This window comes from Gracilibacillus alcaliphilus, assembly GCF_016909015.1.
Classification (GTDB): domain Bacteria; phylum Bacillota; class Bacilli; order Bacillales; family Amphibacillaceae; genus Gracilibacillus; species Gracilibacillus alcaliphilus.
This window is the reverse complement of sequence record NZ_JAFBFA010000031.1, coordinates 1-19,334: the sequence shown is the minus strand read 5'-3', so window position 1 is coordinate 19,334 and position 19,334 is coordinate 1. Positions and strand designations below refer to the sequence as shown.

The following is a 19,334-nucleotide window of genomic DNA, read 5'->3' as shown; positions in this document are numbered from 1 at the left end:
GGATGAACACGGTTAGTTTTTTTCAATCGATCCGTTTAAAAATTATTGTCATTTTAACCTTGTTTATCTTATTAGCGATCCAGGTAATTGGTGCCTATTTTGGCCAGAAATTAGAGGACAACCTATTAGAGAATCATAAACAGACTGTAGAGGAGCGCCTTCAAGTATTAGTAACTAATCTGGAAGAGGCCTTTCGCAAAGAACGCTCAGAGGAATCTGAGGACATGACACTGGCCGAAGAGGTGCGCTATATTACCTCGCGTTATTCGAGTGAGATTTTTTCCAATCTGCAGGTGATTGACTCGCAGTTTCGTGTTCTAGGTGCCAACCAGTCAGATATGATTGGTAAGAAGACATCTGGCAATAACAGCATTCGCGGTGCCTTATTATATGGGTATCCTGATGAAGATATCCGCAGAAATACACATAGTTCAGATCGTGTATTGGTGCGGACACTGCCGATTATGGATGGAGATGTGTCAGTTGGGGCTGTCTATGCCGAGGCATCGGTGGAGGAAGTGTATAATCAGCTGCAAGAAATTAACCAAATTTTCCTAAATGGAACGATTCTGGCGATTGTTATCTCGATTATTCTCGGTATGCTGGTGGCAAGGTCGATCACCAAGCCAATTACTGAAATGCGGAAGCAGGCCATGGGGATGGCGCGCGGTGATTTTTCCAGAAAGGTAAATGTCTATGGTCAGGATGAGATCGGCCAGCTTGCCTCAACCTTCAATGATATGAATGACAGATTAAAGCTGGCAAACCAAACGACAGAAGAAGAACGGCGTAAGCTTAGCTCCGTGCTTTCCAATATGTCAGATGGTGTTATCGCTGCGGACGAGCACGGCCGGATTACCTTGATGAATGCTCCTGCCACCCAGTTGATTGGTATGTCCTTATATGAAGCCAAGGGCAAATTGCTGGTAGATGTCCTGCAAATAGAAGATAAAACAGCGATTGATGTTGAAGAATTAGAAGAAACGGGTTCCGTTACAATTGATTTTAGTGATGATGAGGAACTGTTCCTGATTAAGGCAAACTTTTCTGTCGTACAAGACGAAGAGGGCAAGTTCGGCGGGTTAATTACTGTGATTAGTGATGTGACTGAGCAAGAGAAAGTCGAACGTGAACGAAAGGAATTTGTCTCTAATGTATCCCATGAATTGCGCACGCCGTTAACCACGATGCGCAGTTATTTGGAAGCATTGACAGATGGCGGCGCATTAGGGGATAAGGAGCTTGCACCTAAGTTCTTACAGGTGACACAGAATGAGACAGAGCGAATGATCCGTCTGGTTAATGATTTACTGCAATTATCGAAGATGGATCATAAAGAGAAAGTCATGTATAAGAAGATTATCGATATCACTCCTGTCTTCCATCTTGTTTTAGACCGTTTTGAAATGAATACGGGAGATACGATTCATTTTGAGCGAAAAATCTCAGATGAACAAATCTATGTGTGGATGGATCAGGATAAGATTACACAGGTGATGGATAATATTATATCCAATGCGATTAAATACTCGCCAGAAGGCGGAACAATTACTTTCCAAGCAGTAAAAGGATACCATCAAGTCAGAGTAAGTATCAGTGACCAAGGTTTAGGAATTCCGCGTGAAAAAGTAGATAAAATCTTTGATCGTTTCTATCGGGCAGATAAGGCTCGTTCACGTGAATTAGGCGGAACTGGATTAGGTTTGGCTATTTCCAAGGAAATAATTGATGCACACCACGGGAAGATTTGGGCTACCAGTCAAGAGGGTAAAGGAACGACTGTATATTTCACGTTGCCTTTACCGAACAGAAAGCGAGGTAATAACCGATGAAATTTAATATTGAATTTCTAAAAACGATATTACTTGTTTTCTTAGTTGGATTGAGTCTGTTGTTAACTCTAGGGTTATGGACGTATCAAGGTGATTATGAAACAGCCAGTCGTGATTTAGCCGCTGAGGCTCAGCTGGACGGAACAGATGCAACCAAGCGGGATCTGATTCAGCCTTCTCAGCTCATTATTCATGATGGGGATGCTCCTTTCGGTTTTGTTGATAAGCATGTAGAACAAGATATCTTTACGGAACTAACTACTTGGAATTTATATGATTTTCAGATTATGTCAGAGGAAACAGCTTTCCAAAAAGAGAATTATAACCAGGTGATTGAAATCGTTTTTCCTGCCAGTATGCCGTTTTCGTTGATTAATGAAATCTTTTCTACAGATGATACGATGCGTTTTGATGGTAAGTTTAAGCGGGTATACATTATCTTGGATGAGGAGCAGACAGATCATCAAATTATTTTTGATGATGGTAACCCAGATGGCATTGACATCTGGGCGGGTGTGCATAACATGAATCAAATCATTGATTTCTTTGCCGAGAAGCGCGACAATCATTCTTTAACGGAATATTTAACCAAGACCATCTACAGCGACCGTACGGTTTATATACCGGAGGAAACGGATATTCAAGGACGAAAATACCGCTATGAGACGATTAATGCCAGCTCTACGAATTTTTTGAATATCTTTTTCCGTAATCCTTCTTCTATTGCCAGCTCGCCAAACGATGAGAGCGGTCAAGTCTTTAGTGACGGACAGCGCGAGGTGAATGTAAATGGCTATGCGATGGAATATAACAACTTTTCGATTCCAGACAGCCAAACTGATTTAGAAGATGATATAGAAGGCAGCTATGCCGATTATTTGTTAAACAATTCGGTGGAATATATTAACTCGCATAATGGGTGGCTGGTCGAGCAAGACATGAATTACCGCTTGTCCAGATTAAATGATGTGACCAGTTCGGTGGAATTTCGTTTAATTCATGAGAATTATCCAATCTTCTCATCGCAAGGACTGTCTAGTATGAGTGTAACGTATCAGAACCAGAATGTTTACCAATATAATCGGCCATTGATGAAGTTGACGTTATCCTACGATCGAGCGCCGACCGACTTAATGACAGGCAAACAGCTGGTGAAATATCTGGATCAATCAGATCAATTCAACTGGGAAGATATATTAGATATCCAGATCGGTTATAAATTAGAGCAGCAGCCTGGCGGGCAGATATTCGATTTAATTCCGACTTGGTGTATTGAAACATATAGTGGCTGGGAGTATGTCACACGTGAGACAAAGCCGGTAAACCAAGGAGGGAATCCAAATGCAGTGGGGTCAAATTAAAACCTTATTCATTCTCTGTTTTCTTATTTTGGATATTTTCCTCTTGCATCATTTTATTAATAACCCGAAAACAGATTATGAGTATACAGAGGAATTCCCTCGGGAAGATGATGTCCGTAATAATGTAAATGGATTGTCTAACTTGCCCGAGAATCCTCCGGCCCAAGAGGCAATGCTCTATGCTGAAAGAAGGGAATTAAGTGCAGCGGATTTGGAAGAAATTGCAGCTTTACCGGAACAATCAAGTATTGTGATTGAAGGTAATATGATTGTCTCGATGTTCAATGATCCGCTAGACCTGGACTTGGAAGAGAATCCAGAGGCGGTTGCAAGCTATATTTGGAGCTTTTCTGAGTATGAATACTTCGGCAAGAATGAAGAAACGAATACCCATATTTTCTTTCAAACGATCGAGCGCCCGATCTATTTTAACTATAGTGCGGTGATCTTGGTGCAGGAGAATGGGCAGGGCGAGTTAGTAAATTATCTGCAAACTAGTCTGATTAAGGCAGAAGAACAGCCAGAAGAAGAAGAAATCAACCAGCCGTTTGATGAACTCAGTGGTTTATATTTTAGCGGAAGCTATATTAGTTCTGGGGATGAAATTACAAGTGAAGTGCAATTAGGCTACCATAACTTGCTGCCTTTACCGAATGGTGTGCAGGTGCTTGCTCCAACGTGGGAGTTTGAGATTAATGAGAAGGACTATTTTTATGTGAATGCTATTGAGAGCCATGTCACGACAAGGAATACTTCTGAGTTTATTGAAGAAATGCGAACAACAGCAGATCAATATTTCACTGATCGAAGCGGAGCAGATATCGAAGCAGTAAATGACTCGTGGGATAGAGAACAGGTGGAGGATTTTATCGAAGATTTGATCAATCAATTTACAGAACTTAATGGAGTGGAGTAAAGATGACAATGCAATTTAGTGTACTAGCTTCCGGCAGTACGGGGAATGCTTTTTATATAGGCACCGAGAAAGAGAAGATCCTAGTTGATGCTGGTTTGAGCGGTAAGGAAATGACACGGCTTTTTAAGGAGATTAATGTAGATCCAAACAGCCTGTCACGTATTCTGGTGACACATGAGCACAGCGATCATATTAAGGGGCTTGGTATCTTTGCCAGGAAGTATGATCTGCCGATCTATGCCAATGAAAAAACATGGAAGGCGATGGAACATGCCTTAGGCAGAATTGAATCAGAGCAAAAGTTTATTTTTAATAGGGAAGAGACCCAGACGTTTGGTGATATCGATGTGGAATCATTTGCTGTTTCCCATGATGCGGCAGATCCCATGTTCTACAGTTTTCATCATAATGGGAAGAAGGTGGCCTTGGTGACTGATCTGGGCTATGTTTCTGAACGTATTAAAAAAACAGTAGAAGCGGCTGATGCTTTGATATTTGAAGCGAACCATGATGTGGAGATGTTACGGATGGGGCGTTATCCGTGGAGTGTCAAACGCCGTATTCTTGGCGACAGCGGTCATGTTTCAAATGATGACTGCGCCCTTGCGCTGAAGGATATTATTGATAATCAAACAAAACGTATTTATTTGGCACATTTAAGCAAAGATAATAACATGAAGGATCTGGCGAGAATGTCCGTTGAGAATGGGCTGCATGATTATGGTTTTACCGTCGGCATGGATTTTACTTTACATGACACCGATCCAAAAGTGCCGACCCCTCTTTACGAAGTGGTGTAAATCCCATCTTAACCACACCATAAACGCTGCTCTACATAGGTGTAAAGAATCTGGTAGTCTTGGTCTGCTGGTGCCCTCGATTTGCTTTCCGCCAACAGACCGGCTGGATCATGTTCATTTGTGAGACAGGCTTTTGTGCTAATCTATTGTAGTGGATTCTTTAAAATGGATGTTCAAAAACTTGCCAAATGAAAAGCAAGAAGGTCGAGGCGGTGAAGTTGCGAGTGCCGAACGTGTGGCATTTAGATACGTGAGCAAGCCAACAAGGAGATTCGCCGCTTATCATTTGATGACTTTTTGAAAACCTCTTAAATAAACGAGATAGAAGGTGATGCAATGGGCTATTATGATGATCACTCTCCACCCCCGTCAAGGCCAAGGCGAACAAGATGGCTGATGCCGTTTATTGTGGGCATTGTCCTTGGTGCCTTTCTATTTGCCGTACTTTTACCATCTTTAGTGAATAATAATCTCCTGCCTTATACGATTATTACAGGCGAACAAGGTGCCTCTACTGCAAATGAGTCTTCAGAACAGCAGACCGTTCCAGGAGATGTACGGCAAGTGCAGGTTGATATTTCGACGGCGGTTACGGATATTGTCCAAGAGGTAGCGCCAACCGTGGTCGGCGTTATCAATATTCAGAATCAATTTAATCTCTGGGAACAGAATGGTGACGGGGAAGAAGGAACAGGCTCAGGGGTTATTTATAAGATCGAGGGTGATACGGCTTATATAGTAACCAATGACCATGTAATTCAAGGAGCGGATCAAGTAGAAGTGGTGCTTTCAGACGAAACAAGGGTCGAGGCCAGTATTGTCGGCAGTGATCTATATACTGATCTGGCCGTGTTGGAAATGGATGCACAACATGCCAGCAGTGCGATTGAATTTGGAAGTTCCAGTGATGTTCATGTTGGGGAACCGGCGATAGCGATAGGTAATCCGCTCGGTATGCATTTATCTGGTTCCGTTACCCAAGGGATTATCAGCGGAAAACAGCGCACGATTCCCCAAGACTTTGATATGGACGGCCGAGCCGATTGGCAGTCCGAAGTTATCCAGACAGATGCAGCGATTAACCCTGGTAACAGCGGTGGTGCGCTTTTGAATATGGAAGGTCAGCTTATTGGCATTAACTCGATGAAAATTGCTCAGTCTGCCGTAGAAGGGATTGGCTTTGCCATACCAATTGATGACGCTATCCCAGTCATGGAGGAATTAGAACAAAATGGAGAAGTAACAAGGGCTTACCTTGGTGTAGAGGCTTACTCCTTAGAAGAGGTTTCTCAGATTGAATGGCGCCGAAGTTTAAATCTGCCGCGGTCGGTGGAAGGCGGTATTTATGTACGCAGTGTGGAACCGGGCTCACCAGCTGACACAGGCGGTATTCGCGCTTATGATGTAATTGTAGAGTTAGACGGTAATCCAATCGAGGATGTAGTCGATCTGCGTCAGCACCTCTATTCCGATAAATCGGTAGGCGACGCCTTAACGATCAGTTATTATCGAGATGGAGAGCTGGAAGAAGTAACTGTCCAATTAACGGCAATACCAAATAATTAAAAAACAATGTTTCAACGTGTGGACAAGCATATTTTCATGGTTGTCCACATTTTAAAATAGTTATGCACATATTGTGGATATTTGTAAAGTGGATCTACTATATCTGGTGGAGAACGTAAATTCCGATACGAGATACGTACAAAAAATGTGAGTATGTGGATAACTTTGTGAATAACCTGTCTCAAATAGATATTAACATGTGTATAATTCGATAAACCACAGGCTGTTCACATAACTTTGTGGATAACTACAAGATAAAGGCAAGCTGAACCTGTTGATTTTGACAGGATAACATAGTATCTTTTAATAGACTAGATAATAAGGGAGAGCTTATTTTTATGTACACAGAGCCAATTTTTTTACAGCCGATTTTTAAAGAAAGAATATGGGGCGGAGAGAAGCTCCACACGGAGTTTCGCTATACTATTCCTTATAAGCATACAGGAGAGGCATGGGCGATATCTGCACACGAAAATGGGCCGAGCAAAATTAATAATGGAGAACTGAAAGGTGAATCGTTATTAACAGCTTGGAGCCATCATGGAGAATTATTTAACAAATCTGTGGATAACCAAGAAGCTTATCCACTGTTGATAAAAATATTGGATGCCAATGATAATTTATCTGTGCAAGTTCATCCAGATGATCAATATGCCAGAGAAGTTGCGAATGAAGCTTACGGTAAAACAGAATGCTGGTATGTCGTAAGTGCAGAAGAAGACGCCGAATTAATTGTGGGCCACCATGCTCAAACTCGTGAACAGCTGGAACAATGGATTGATCAAGGTGAATGGGATCAATTGCTTCGCAAGGTGAAAGTACAGGCAGGGGATTTCATTTATGTACCAAGCGGTACGATCCATGCGATTGGAAAAGGAATTGTTATCCTGGAGACACAGCAAAGCTCTGATATTACCTACCGTGTCTATGACTATGACCGTACTGATGATCAGGGGAATACCCGTGAATTGCATTTACAGCAAGCGAAGGAAGTAACGACTGTTCCACATGAAACACCTGTCTTAAATGAACAAGTGACAAAGCACCATGGACTAACAGAGAAAAAATTAGTCGAAGAGCAATATTTTACAGTCTATCATTGGGATTTAGATGGAGAAGCTGCACTAGAACGCAAGGCAGACTTTTTGCAAGTAAGTGTGATAGAAGGGAATGGTACTGTGGTTACCAATGGTATCGCCAACGAGATCAAAAAAGGCGATCACTTTATTATTCCGGCAACCATTGACCAGTTTGAAGTAAAGGGGAACGCTGAGTTTATCGTTTCTCATACGTAATTGCAGTATCGAACTTATTTATTATTATCATAATAATCGGGGACAGATCCATCACAAGGATCTGTCCCCGATTTTATTTAAGATGGAGAGTAAGGCAATCGCTGCGGCTGCCCGTTTCGTTTTTCGACGTACAGGACTTACTAGTGCAGGTGTTGCGGCAGGACGCCGCGTTTTTAACCCGCCGAGGGGCATGCTCTTCAGCTAACTTTTGCCAAGAAGAACACTTTGCAAAAGGATCTTCAGATCATGTGAATCCCTCCGGAGTCGAAACGGTCGGCCTTCGCTAATGTTTTCGCTAGGACGAGCACTAGTCAGTTCTCTTCTTTTATTACCAACCGAATAAGAATCACTGATATCTGCTGAAGAAATAATGATAAAAGATTCATTAATAATAAGTAAAAAACAACATATATTACTAGAAAAAGTACAAGCTCCATTGAAAGGAGGTTTTGTCAGTGGTATTTCGAAATCAAAATAAAGTCTTCAATTTCACTTGACAAGGTTTATAAATTAGGATAAACTTGTCAAAGTAAGTTTATCGAATGAACAAAGTAAGTGTGCAATCACATAAGTAGATCTCAAGATAGGATATGAAAATATTGATTTATATAAGTTTATTTGTAAGCGTTTACCAAGGTTCTTGATTTTATGAGAAGAAAGGAGCTGAGATATGGTTTTGGGAGAATGCAAGATGTCTACTTAAAAGGGAAATTCCTTTCTTATGGATAGGAGAAAATGTTTAATTCATCAGGATATGCCACTCTTCTTGTACTTAGAGACAGGAGCTTACAGATGGTCAGCACTGTGATAAAAATCAAAAAGGTGGAGTGAAAATGACAAAAAAGTATGCTTTATTTAGTTTTCTAACACTTCTAACTCTAATGGTTATACTTGCCGGCTGTTCATCTTCATCGGCCGAGGAGAAGAAACAACTGAGAATTTGGACCTTCACGGACGAAGCAAATTATGCCGTGGAGAAGTTTCAAGAAAGACACCCAGAGATTGATGTAGACCTCCTTTTTATAACCAATGATAACTATGTACAAAAACTAATTTCTGTGCTGCAGGTAGAAAAAAACGTGCCAGATGTGTTTTTTGTTGAAAGAAGTTATTGGCCTCAGATTAGACAAATCCCAAGATTGGAAAATTTATCACAAGCACCTTATAATGCTGGTGAAATACTGGAACAACAGTATCCATATATTCAAGAGGAGGAGAAAGACGAGGATGGCGTTGTAAGAGGATTAGGATATCAAGGGACTCCGGGAGGTTTCTTCTATCGCCGTGACCTGACACAAGAATACTTGGGAACAGATGACCCGGAAGAAGTAGCACAGCATATCTCCAGCTGGGACAAAATAATGGATATAGGTGAACGGGTATTAGAGGAAAGCGATGGCCAAGTTCATGCCTTATCAAACTGGAATGATATTGGCACGGTAGAAGGTTCGAGTATCGACGAACCATGGGTAGTGGATGAGAAGCTAGTGATTGACCCGGTCAGAGAGAATGTTGTAGACCTTGCTAAAGAGGCCAGAGAGCGAAGGGTAATTGCCGATTATGACTCTTGGGGCCCTGCCTGGACAGCTTCGATGCAGCAGGGAACGGTGATGTTCTATCCCCAGCCGACATGGGGTCTTCCGCATATCTTTGAAAGCAATGCCCCGGATACATCGGGTGAATGGGGTTTAGCCCATGGACCAAAGGCCTTTAGCGGCGGCGGTACCTTCTTAGCTATGTATAATGGCAGCGAGAACAAAGACATCGCGTGGGAATTTATGAAATTTTACACCACTGATAGAGACTTTCTTAAAGACTTAGCAGAGAGTGAGCAGTATTTTTTAAGTAATCAAGAGATTAATATCGAACTAGCCGACGAGTTAACCTCTGACTTTTTGGGTGGCCAGAAATACTTTGAATTCTTTAATGAGGCAGGTGAAGAAGTGCCTTCTGCCCCGCAAACACCCTATGACAATGATATCAACAGCATATGGGACGAGAAAGTAAATGATTATTTAAACGGCAGACTACAAACAAAAGAAGATATGATTCAAGCATTTAAGACAGAAGTCGGTAATTATTTTCCGGAAATTGAAGTAGATGAATAAAATCTTGCCTTATTCTATACTGCGGAGGAGGAAAAAAGATGTTTTCCAAGACATTGCAAAAAGATAATTACGGTTATCTTTTTATCGCACCGTTTTTCATTATATTTCTTGTGTTTGGGTTATATCCAATTTTGTATTCCTTTTATTTAAGTTTCACCGATTGGGATGGTTTCACAACTCCAGCCAGTGTCGGTCTGGAGAATTATCTGAGACTGTTTGGCGACTTTTTCTTCTGGAAGACCCTGTTTAATACGTTAGCAATCTGGATTGTTTCGGTTATTCCACAGCTGACGGTCAGCTTGGTATTAGCAGTAGTTCTGCACGAAAAGTTTGTCAAAGGGAAAAGTATTTTCCGGGCTGTCTTTTTCTTTCCGAATATCGTAACGGCAGCCTCATTAGGATTATTAGTAGCCTTAATCTTCAGCTGGCAAGCGGGAAGCTTCAATCAGTTTCTGATGGGGTTAGGCATTATTAATGATCCTGTTCATTGGACAGATAAGCCATACTTTATGAGGGGCTTAGTATCTTCGATTCTGTTCTGGCAGTATTTCGGCTATTCGATGATTATTTATATCGCCGGTCTCCAAGGGATTTCAAGAGATTTGCTAGAAGCGGCAGAAATTGACGGCGCTTCCAAGGTAAGAGTATTCTTCAGTATTACCTTGCCTTTGCTGAAGCCGATCATTTTGTTCCAAGTCGTGACCTCGATTATTGGCGGTATGCAGATTTTCGATCAGCCATATACGTTAACAAACGGCTCTGGACAGCCTGATAATGCGACATTGACCAGTGTCATGTATTTATATGATACGGCATTTACACGTTATCAATATGGTTATGGATCGGCAATTGCCTTTGGCTTATTTATTGTTATTGTCATCTTCTCCATTCTGTCTTTCACGATGATGAACATGCGGACGAAGAACGAACAAAATTAAGGGAGGCTCGGATTATGTCTCAAGTAAAAACCGAAACCATCCAACAAGAGAAAAAGATAGCGAAGAAAGTAAAACCAAGTCATATTATTATCCATATTCTGTTGATTCTGTTGGCGCTAATTTGTATTGTGCCTTTCTATATCATGATCGTGTACGGTACACATACCAATGCCGATATTGCCTCCAAGTTTATTATTCTGCCGGGGCAGGCATTGGCCGATAATTATCAGTACATGACCGAGAATATTAACATCTGGCGGGGGTTCTTAAACAGCTTTATTATTGCAGGCTGTTCCACGGCTTTAACACTTTATTTCGGAGCCCTCAATGCCTATGGGTTTGCTAAATATAAGTTCAGGGGAAATAAAGTATTGTTTTGGTTTGTGCTGGCAACGATGATGGTTCCCCAGCAGTTAGGTCTGGTTGGGACATTCCGGATTATGTACATGCTGAATCTGCTGGATACCCATTTGGCCTTAATTTTACCGGCTGCCGCCAATGCCTTTGCCGTCTTTTTTGTCAAACAATTTATTGACGGCACGATACCGAATGAAGTAATTGAGTCTGCCAGAGTAGACGGAGCCGGCGAATTTAAGACCTTTAACCGGATTATCCTGCCCATGCTGGCACCTGCCTTAGCTGCACTTGGTATTTTCGCCTTTATCGGCTCCTGGAACAACTTTATCGGCCCATTGGTGCTGTTATTCTCAAATGAGAAATACCCGCTGCCACTGCTGGTACAGCTGCTGCAGGGCTATTACGGTACCAACTACGGGGTGCAGTATCTGGGGGTTGCCTTATCTGTCCTGCCGATCATTATTGTATTTGCGATTTTCTCAAAACGAATTATCGGCAGTGTAGCGATCGGTGCTGTCAAAGGCTAGAGGGGATTTTTCTCCCCAGCAGAACTTACTCTATCGAAAAGGGTATGATGTGATATGCAATTAAATGGTTTGATGAATGTATTTTACCAAGCCGGTGTGTGGGTGATCCGGCTGGTTTATCTCAATATCTTATGGCTGCTTTTTACTGTGCTGGGACTGGTTGTGTTTGGAGTAATGCCAGCGACGGTCAGCCTGTTTGCAATATTGCGCCAGTGGATCAATGGAAATGAGGATTTTGCCGTATTTCCTGCCTTTTGGCAGTATTTCCGGCAGGAGTTTATCCGCTCCAATCTATGTGGATTGATATTGCTGGTGATCGGCTTTGTGTTACGAGTGGACATTATCTTTTTAAAGGAGTCCTCTCATATCGTATTCCAGCTGCTGCTGGGCATTACGCTTTGTCTCGGTGTTTTGTATTTTGTTGTTCTGCTGTACTTTTTCTCGGTGTATGTACATTTTAATGTTTCGATATTCCAATATTTTAAATATGCATTGATTATCGGTCTTTCCCAGCTCCCGATCACGATAATGATGGTGTTGGGAGGGGTGGCGGTGTTCTGCCTCTATTGGTTCTTCTCCGGCTTAATACCGTTACTGTGTGTCAGCTTGTTCGGCCTGAACCTGATGTGGTTTGGCTATCGTGCCTTCAAAAATATCGAATATGCACAGCAGCAGACAGATACCGCCGAGCGTATGGAAAGAGCCTAATGAAAACAAGACTTTGCCTCCAGGGGTGAGACTCCCCATGGAGGTCTAATAAAGCTTATCAGGGTGTTATAGGTCGCCGTTAGTAGCGGACGGCTTACACCGTTTGATAGATAACAAAAAAAGAGAAGGTGATTCTATGAAAAAGGCATTAATTTTTCAAGGAGGATGGGACGGTCACGAGCCAGAAGAGGTAGCTGATATATTGGGAGGATTGCTGAAAGAGGCAGATTTTGATGTGAAGATTACCGATTCATTAGATACACTGCGTCAAGACGATCTAACCCAGTATGATTTAATTGTACCGAACTGGACACAGGGAACGATTGAACAGGAACAATTACAGCCATTGTTGAAGGCAGTTGCAGCCGGTACAGGATTGGCTGGTTTACACGGCGGGATGGGAGATTCCTTCCGGATGGAAGTAGATTATCAATTTATGGTTGGCGGACAATGGGTGGCACACCCGGGAAATGACGGGGTGGAATACCAGGTGCATATCCTTGATCCAGACCATCCATTAACAGAAGGGATGTCCGACTTTACCGTTGTTTCGGAACAATATTATATGCATGTCGATCCCGCAGTTAACGTTCATGCCACTACACGTTTTCCTAACGCAGAAGGCCCTTATCAGGCCAATGGTGAAGTGGATATGCCGGTTGTATGGACGAAGAAATGGGGCAAAGGCAAGGTCTATTACTGTTCCTTAGGACATGTTGCCGAGGTTGTAAGAATGCCAGAGGTGCTCGAACTAATGAAAAAAGGAATGGTATGGGCAAGCAGATAATGAATAGAGGAGATGGCGAAGAATGGAACAGCTGAAAGTCGGTATTGTCGGCTGCGGCAATATCAGCAAAATTTACTTAGAAAATAATCAACGCTTTAGCAATTATACGATTGAAGCGGTGGCAGATTTACTGCTGGAAAGAGCACAGGAGCGGGCCGAGGAATTCGATATTCCCAAGGCCTATACCACCGATGAATTATTACAGGATCCAGAGATTGATTTAGTGATCAACTTAACGATACCTGCCGTTCATGCAGAGATTGCCATCAAGGCACTAGAGAATGGCAAGCATGTCTATGGAGAGAAGCCGCTAGCCGTCGAAAGGGAAGAAGGTCAGCGCATACTGGAGTTTGCCAAACAGCAAGGGCTCTATGTCGGCAATGCCCCGGACACCTTTTTAGGCGCCGGGATTCAGACATGTCAGCGGCTGATTGAAGACGGCTGGATCGGAAAGCCTGTTTCCGCAACAGCCTTTATGATGGTTCCCGGCCATGAACGGTGGCACCCAGATCCAGCCTTTTATTATAAAAAAGGCGGCGGGCCGATGTTTGATATGGGACCGTATTATTTAACGGCGCTGATTGCCTTAATGGGGCCGATTAAACGAGTAACAGGTTCAGCACAGACTACCTATTCCGAGCGAACCATTACCAGCGAACCGAAGTATGGCGAAACAATAACCGTCGAAACCCCGACCCAGATTAACGGGGTGCTGGATTTTGAGTCAGGTGCCGTGTGTTCGATTATTACCAGTTTTGATACATGGCATCACCATCTGCCAAATATCGAAATATACGGAACCGAGGGCAGTCTTATGGTGCCGGACCCTAATACATTCGGCGGTCCCGTCTATGTCCGCAGAAAAGACAGTGCCGAATGGAGCGAGATTCCGCTCTTACAAGGCTTTGCCGACAACAGCCGCGGTTTAGGTGTTGCCGAAATGGCCGATGCGATTTTAACCAGCCGGAAATCACGGATTGACGGCGAACTTGCTTACCATGTCCTCGATATTATGCATGGTATTCATGAATCCTCCCAATCCGGCAGACATTATGAAACCGTCAGCCGTTGTGCGAAACCAGAGGCACTGCCGATAGGCTTTAATGAAATAGATTTTAAATAAAGTGAGACTGCCATCAATGGGGCCCCACTGATGGGTAGCGAGACTTATCGGGTGTTAGCGTCCGTTAACCCCCACTGAGACTGGTTCGATCTAGCTCCAAGTCTGGAAGTGGGGAGTTACGGACGATTGCACCGGGATAAAAGAAAACGTCCATCCGCTGGGATGGTCAGTGAAACTAGTTTTACATTTTTAATAAAATCAGAAAGGCAGGATGATAAGCATGAAATTAGGAACATTTCTTGTATTGTTTGGAGACAAACCATTGGAAGATGCGTTAGACACTGTACAGCAAGCCGGATTAGAAGCGGTAGAAATCGGTACTGGCGGTTATCCGGGCGATGCCCATTGTAACCCAGAAGAGCTGTTAGCGGATGAGGCAAAGCTGAACGCCTTTAAACAGGCAATTGATTCCCGCGGTTTAACGATCAGTGCACTCAGCTGTCATGGAAACCCGATTCACCCGAATCCGGAAATTTCACAACAGCATCACCATCAATTTGAACAAACGGTATTGCTGGCAGAGAAGCTGGGCGTAGATACCGTGGTTACCTTTTCCGGCTGTCCGGGAGAATCAGAACATTCCAAATATCCAGTTTGGGTTACGGCGGCATGGCCGGAAGACCATCCTGAGATTTTAGCATGGCAGTGGCAGGAGCGGGTGATTCCATATTGGAAAGAGCAGAATGACTTTTTGGCAAAACATAATGTACGTGTAGCGATTGAACCGCATCCGGGATTTGTCGTCTATAACAATGAAACAGCCTTAAAGCTGAGACGAGCGTGCGGCGAGCAAATCGGTGTTAACTTTGACCCAAGCCACCTGTTCTGGCAGCAGATGGACCCTGTTGTCAGTATTAAGGAATTAGGTAGAGAAGGAGCACTATTCCACTTCCATGCCAAAGATACCGCGATCGACAAGCAGAATACCGAAGCAAATGGTGTCCTTGATACCAAGCCATATACCGATGAATTAAACCGTTCATGGATTTTCCGTACAGTCGGTTTTGGCCATGGCATCGAAGAGTGGAAACGAATTATCAGTGCCCTGCAGCTGGTTGGCTATGAAGGCGCCGTCAGCATTGAGCATGAAGACAGCTTAATGTCAGTTGAAGAAGGCTTCCAGAAAGCCGTCGATCTATTGCAAGAAGCCTTAATTAAAGAGAAAGTAGGTGATGTATGGTGGGCGTAAAGCAAAAGCCGATTCGTATCGGAATGATCGGTTATCAGTTTATGGGCAAGGCACACAGCCATGCCTACCGTGATCTGCCGTTTTACTTTGACACTCCGTTAAAGCCGGAGCTAAAAGTAATTGCAGGCCGGGATGAGGAGGCTGTCAAAGAGGCACAAGAAAGATTTGGTTTTGAAGCCTATGAAACAGACTGGCGTAAAGTGATTGAACGCGATGATATTGATGTGATTGATATCGTCACACCAAATCACACCCATAAGGAGATTGCCCTTGCCGCAATCAAGGCAGGTAAACATATTATTATTGAAAAACCACTGGCCTTAACAGTGGAGGACGCCAAAGAGATGTATCAGGCCGCCAAAGCAAGCGGAGTTAAGCATATGATCTGCCATAATTACCGCTTTGCCCCTGCGATTCAATTTGCCAAACAATTAATTGATCAAGGCAAAATCGGACGGGTATTCCATTATCGCGCCAACTATTTACAAGACTTTATTATCGATCCCGACTTTCCATTAGTCTGGCGCCTCAAGAAGGAAATTGCTGGATCCGGCGCCTTAGGCGATATCGGCGCACATAGCTTAGACTTGGCCCGCTTCTTAATCGGCGAGTTTACCGAATTAACCAGCACGATGGAAACTTTTATTAAAGAACGCCCACTAGGCGAAATGTCCGGCGGTTTAAGCGCCAAAGGCAGTTCCGACCAAAAAGGCGAAGTAACGGTTGACGATGCTGTGGCAATTATTGCCCGCTTTGAAAACGGCGCCTTAGGTACATTCGAAGCAACTCGCTTTGCCAATGGTAACCGCAATAAGAACAAATTTGAGATCAACGGTGAAAAAGGCTCGATCCGCTGGGATATGGAAGATATGAATAACCTGGAGCTCTATCTAAGCGATGATGCACCAGGAGAACAAGGCTTCCACCTGATTAATTGTACAGAGGAAGTTCACCCTTATGCCGGTGCTTATTGGCCAGCAGGGCATATTATCGGCTATGAGCATACCTTTATCAATCTAGTTGATGAATTTTTCCGTGCGATTGCCGAGGATTATCAGCCGAAACCGGATTTTGAGGATGGTGTAAGAAATCAAATATTGCTGGACGCTGTTGAGAAATCAGCCGAAGCGAAGTCATGGGTGACGATTGAGCAGGAGCTAGAATAGAGTAAAGGAAGGCAGACGCTGATAGCTAGCGTACTGCCTTCTCTGTGTTGATTACTTCAAAATATTATTAATCGCCTTTAATTCGTCCTCACTAAACTCGAGATTATCCAATGCCTTTACATTCTCTTCAATCTGGCTGACACGGCTGGCACCGATCAAGGCAGAGACAACGGATTTTTCCTGCAGCACCCAAGCAAGCGCCATCTGTGCAAGCGACTGTCCACGCTCAAAAGCCACTTCATTAAGCACCTTAAGCTTCTGTAGCTTATCAGACGTAATATCCCGCTCATTAAGGAATGGGATAAACTCTTTTGCCGCACGAGAATCCTTAGGAATCCCATTTAAATATTTATTAGTCAACAGCCCTTGTGCTAACGGCACATAGGCAATACAGCCAACCCCATTGTCCACTAAAACATCGCTTAATCCTTCTTCCACCTTACGATCCAGCATCGAATAGGCTGCCTGATGAATAATAAACGGTGTCCCCTGCTTCTGCAAGATTTCCGCAGCCTGCTGAGTTTGTTCGGCATCATAGTTAGAAATACCAACATAAAGCGCCTTCCCTTGGCGTACTACTTGATCTAAGGCTCCCATCGTTTCTTCCAGAGGTGTATTTGGATCTGCACGATGATGATAGAAAATATCAACATAGTCCAAGCCCATGCGTTTAAGGCTTTGATCCAAGCTGGAAATCAGATACTTACGAGATCCCCAGTCGCCATAAGGACCGTCCCACATACGAAAACCAGCCTTCGTGGAGATAATTAATTCATCACGATAGTGGGCAAAGCTCTCCTTCAGGATACGTCCGAAATTCGATTCAGCTGCCCCAGCAGGCGGGCCATAATTATTGGCAAGGTCAAAGTGTGTAATACCCAGATCGAACGCTTTCATTAACATCCTGCGCTGGTTATTCAGTGTATCCTCATCCCCGAAATTGTTCCACAGACCAAAAGAAATTGCAGGTAACTGAATACCAGAATTGCCGCAACGGTTAAATACCATACTGTCATAACGATTTGAACTTGCTTGATAAGTCATACTGATTCCTCCTCAAAAAATGGTTTAATAGCCTACTTCCACAGCCGCATTGACGATGTACATCAAGTCATTCTTATCATCTTTTTCTTCGAGAATAATACCAGAGGTAGTCGCCATCCCGCCGTCAATGATCTCGACCGTAACCGTGCCATAGGGAATCTCCTGTTTTACCAGTTCGATATCTACCTGTTCTTTATCTGTAGGTACCGCCAGTTTGACGTTGACTTTCATATTATGTAAATCTTGCTCTGGCAAGTAATCTTTGATTCCCGGCATCGAGTTATAGTGAATCGCATTCTCAACCGCCCGCTGACAAGCCTTGGTAATATTCTGGCCGTGTACATCAATCCCTGTTCCTGTTTCAATGAAGATGATTTTCTCCATCTGCTCACCTCCAATCAGATGACTGCTCTCTTTAATAGATTACTGGAATAAAGCGCTAAAATCAATTGTAAAAGACTTATCGAAAAATGAAGAATTTGGTATAATAGTTAGTATGAGGGTTGCAGGAAGGATGACAAACACCGTGAAAATTTCGATTATAGCAGTCGGGAAATTAAAAGAGAAATATTTAAAGCAAGGTATACAGGAATATATGAAACGCCTAAGCGCCTACGCTAATATGGAGATTATCGAACTGCCTGATGAGAAGGCGCCAGAGAATATGAGTGAAGCCGAACAAGAGGAGGTAAGGCGAAAAGAAGGCGAACGAATCCTGTCGAAAATTTCCCCAGACACCTACGTTATTTCCCTGGAAATAATGGGCGAAATGATCAGCTCCGAGAAATTTGCCAAAAAAATAGAGAATTTAATGATCCATGGCAAGAGCAAGATCGCCTTTGTGATTGGCGGGTCGTTGGGATTGAGTAAAGAGGTGATGGAGCGGAGTGATTATGCGTTGTCGTTTTCTAAGATGACGTTTCCGCATCAGTTAATGCGGCTGGTGTTGGTGGAGCAGGTTTATCGGGGGTTTAGGATTGTTAAGGGGGAACCGTATCATAAGTGAGGGTAATCAGGATAAATAATGAAAATGCTAGCGATGGAAAGATTTATAAAACAAAGCATTACAATCTCGCAATGATTATCGCTATTGGCTATCGTGTAAGTTCTCACCTAGATACATAAATTCGCGCTATTTAGGTGTCTAGGTGAGATTTTACAATGAACCTGTCAACTTAGGTTCAATCTTAAGCATATGAAAGGAATGAAACATAATTTGAATAAAAAAAACTAAAAGTGGGCTGATGTTTCCTCTTACTATTGAATCGGTTACTAATTTTTCAAGATGGTATGAAATAAAACATTTAAATTATATAAAACCCAATTTCCAAGCTATATCAACATTATATGATGAAAGTTTGCTAGGGGGGATAAGAAAGTTAAATATTGATCCAACAGAAAATATTATGAGGGGTATACGATCAATGGAACCCAGCATTTCTTCTATATCAACATTATATGATGAAAGTTTGTTAGGGGGGATAAGGAAGTTAAATGCTGTTTCAACAGAAAGTATTATGGAGGGTATACGATCAATGGAACCCAGCATTTCTTCTATATCAACATTATATGATGAAAGTTTGTTAGGGGGGATAAGGAAGTTAAATGCTGTTTCAA

Annotated in this window: 18 protein-coding genes; 15 read left to right on the top strand and 3 right to left on the bottom strand. The window is 42.9% G+C overall.

What is annotated here, in order from left to right:
- Nucleotides 1–2: 2 nt before the first annotated feature.
- From walK to JOD18_RS18380, 14 genes are all read left to right on the top strand, one after another.
- Nucleotides 3–1,832: a cell wall metabolism sensor histidine kinase WalK gene (gene walK, locus JOD18_RS18445; protein WP_204670596.1), complete on the top strand. Its 1,830-nt coding sequence runs from the start codon at nucleotides 3–5 to the stop codon at nucleotides 1,830–1,832.
- On the top strand, nucleotides 1,829–3,193 hold the full coding sequence (locus JOD18_RS18440; RefSeq protein WP_204670595.1) for a YycH family regulatory protein: 1,365 nt from the start codon (nucleotides 1,829–1,831) through the stop codon (nucleotides 3,191–3,193). The genes walK and JOD18_RS18440 overlap by 4 nt, the downstream gene beginning before the upstream one ends.
- On the top strand, nucleotides 3,174–4,109 hold the full coding sequence (yycI, locus tag JOD18_RS18435) for a two-component system regulatory protein YycI (protein WP_204670594.1): 936 nt from the start codon (nucleotides 3,174–3,176) through the stop codon (nucleotides 4,107–4,109). Before JOD18_RS18440 ends, yycI begins: the two co-directional genes overlap by 20 nt.
- 2 nt (nucleotides 4,110–4,111) lie before the next feature.
- Nucleotides 4,112–4,909 (top strand): MBL fold metallo-hydrolase, encoded by a 798-nt coding sequence (locus tag JOD18_RS18430; protein ID WP_204670593.1) that lies wholly within the window; start codon nucleotides 4,112–4,114, stop codon nucleotides 4,907–4,909.
- Nucleotides 4,910–5,245: 336 nt separating this feature from the next.
- Nucleotides 5,246–6,475, top strand: coding sequence for a S1C family serine protease (locus JOD18_RS18425; protein WP_204670592.1), 1,230 nt, complete (start codon nucleotides 5,246–5,248; stop codon nucleotides 6,473–6,475).
- A gap of 338 nt (nucleotides 6,476–6,813) precedes the next feature.
- Nucleotides 6,814–7,770 carry a mannose-6-phosphate isomerase, class I gene (manA, locus tag JOD18_RS18420; protein WP_204670591.1) on the top strand — a complete coding sequence of 319 codons (957 nt, stop codon included), beginning with the start codon at nucleotides 6,814–6,816 and terminating at the stop codon, nucleotides 7,768–7,770.
- A gap of 833 nt (nucleotides 7,771–8,603) precedes the next feature.
- Nucleotides 8,604–9,878, top strand: a complete 1,275-nt coding sequence (locus JOD18_RS18415; protein ID WP_239588215.1) for an ABC transporter substrate-binding protein — start codon at nucleotides 8,604–8,606, stop codon at nucleotides 9,876–9,878.
- A gap of 38 nt (nucleotides 9,879–9,916) precedes the next feature.
- Nucleotides 9,917–10,816 (top strand): carbohydrate ABC transporter permease, encoded by a 900-nt coding sequence (locus tag JOD18_RS18410; RefSeq protein ID WP_204670590.1) that lies wholly within the window; start codon nucleotides 9,917–9,919, stop codon nucleotides 10,814–10,816.
- A 14-nt stretch (nucleotides 10,817–10,830) separates the two neighbouring features.
- Complete coding sequence (locus tag JOD18_RS18405; protein WP_204670589.1) at nucleotides 10,831–11,700, top strand: carbohydrate ABC transporter permease; 870 nt, start codon at nucleotides 10,831–10,833, stop codon at nucleotides 11,698–11,700.
- 54 nt (nucleotides 11,701–11,754) lie between these two features.
- Entirely contained in the window at nucleotides 11,755–12,408 is a 654-nt protein-coding gene (locus JOD18_RS18400) for a YesL family protein (protein ID WP_204670588.1), read from the top strand.
- 136 nt (nucleotides 12,409–12,544) lie between these two features.
- Nucleotides 12,545–13,195: a ThuA domain-containing protein gene (locus tag JOD18_RS18395; protein ID WP_204670587.1), complete on the top strand. Its 651-nt coding sequence runs from the start codon at nucleotides 12,545–12,547 to the stop codon at nucleotides 13,193–13,195.
- Nucleotides 13,196–13,217: 22 nt separating this feature from the next.
- Entirely contained in the window at nucleotides 13,218–14,318 is a 1,101-nt protein-coding gene (locus tag JOD18_RS18390; protein WP_204670586.1) for a Gfo/Idh/MocA family protein, read from the top strand.
- A 220-nt stretch (nucleotides 14,319–14,538) separates the two neighbouring features.
- Nucleotides 14,539–15,507, top strand: a complete 969-nt coding sequence (locus tag JOD18_RS18385; RefSeq protein WP_204670585.1) for a sugar phosphate isomerase/epimerase family protein — start codon at nucleotides 14,539–14,541, stop codon at nucleotides 15,505–15,507.
- Nucleotides 15,495–16,673 (top strand): Gfo/Idh/MocA family protein, encoded by a 1,179-nt coding sequence (locus JOD18_RS18380; RefSeq protein ID WP_239588214.1) that lies wholly within the window; start codon nucleotides 15,495–15,497, stop codon nucleotides 16,671–16,673. Before JOD18_RS18385 ends, JOD18_RS18380 begins: the two co-directional genes overlap by 13 nt.
- A gap of 51 nt (nucleotides 16,674–16,724) precedes the next feature.
- Here JOD18_RS18380 and mgrA read toward each other — a convergent pair whose 3' ends face one another.
- Both mgrA and JOD18_RS18370 read right to left on the bottom strand, forming a co-directional pair.
- Nucleotides 16,725–17,717, bottom strand: a complete 993-nt coding sequence (gene mgrA, locus JOD18_RS18375) for an L-glyceraldehyde 3-phosphate reductase (RefSeq protein ID WP_204670584.1) — start codon at nucleotides 17,715–17,717, stop codon at nucleotides 16,725–16,727.
- Between the two features lie 24 nt (nucleotides 17,718–17,741).
- Entirely contained in the window at nucleotides 17,742–18,101 is a 360-nt protein-coding gene (locus tag JOD18_RS18370; protein WP_204670583.1) for a Lin0512 family protein, read from the bottom strand.
- Nucleotides 18,102–18,243: 142 nt separating this feature from the next.
- Between JOD18_RS18370 and rlmH the strand changes: the two genes are divergently transcribed.
- Nucleotides 18,244–18,723, top strand: coding sequence for a 23S rRNA (pseudouridine(1915)-N(3))-methyltransferase RlmH (gene rlmH, locus JOD18_RS18365; protein ID WP_204670582.1), 480 nt, complete (start codon nucleotides 18,244–18,246; stop codon nucleotides 18,721–18,723).
- A gap of 303 nt (nucleotides 18,724–19,026) precedes the next feature.
- Here the strand turns inward: rlmH and JOD18_RS18355 are convergent.
- Nucleotides 19,027–19,334 (bottom strand): hypothetical protein (locus JOD18_RS18355; RefSeq protein ID WP_204670580.1); only part of this gene is annotated, 308 nt, incomplete at its 5' end.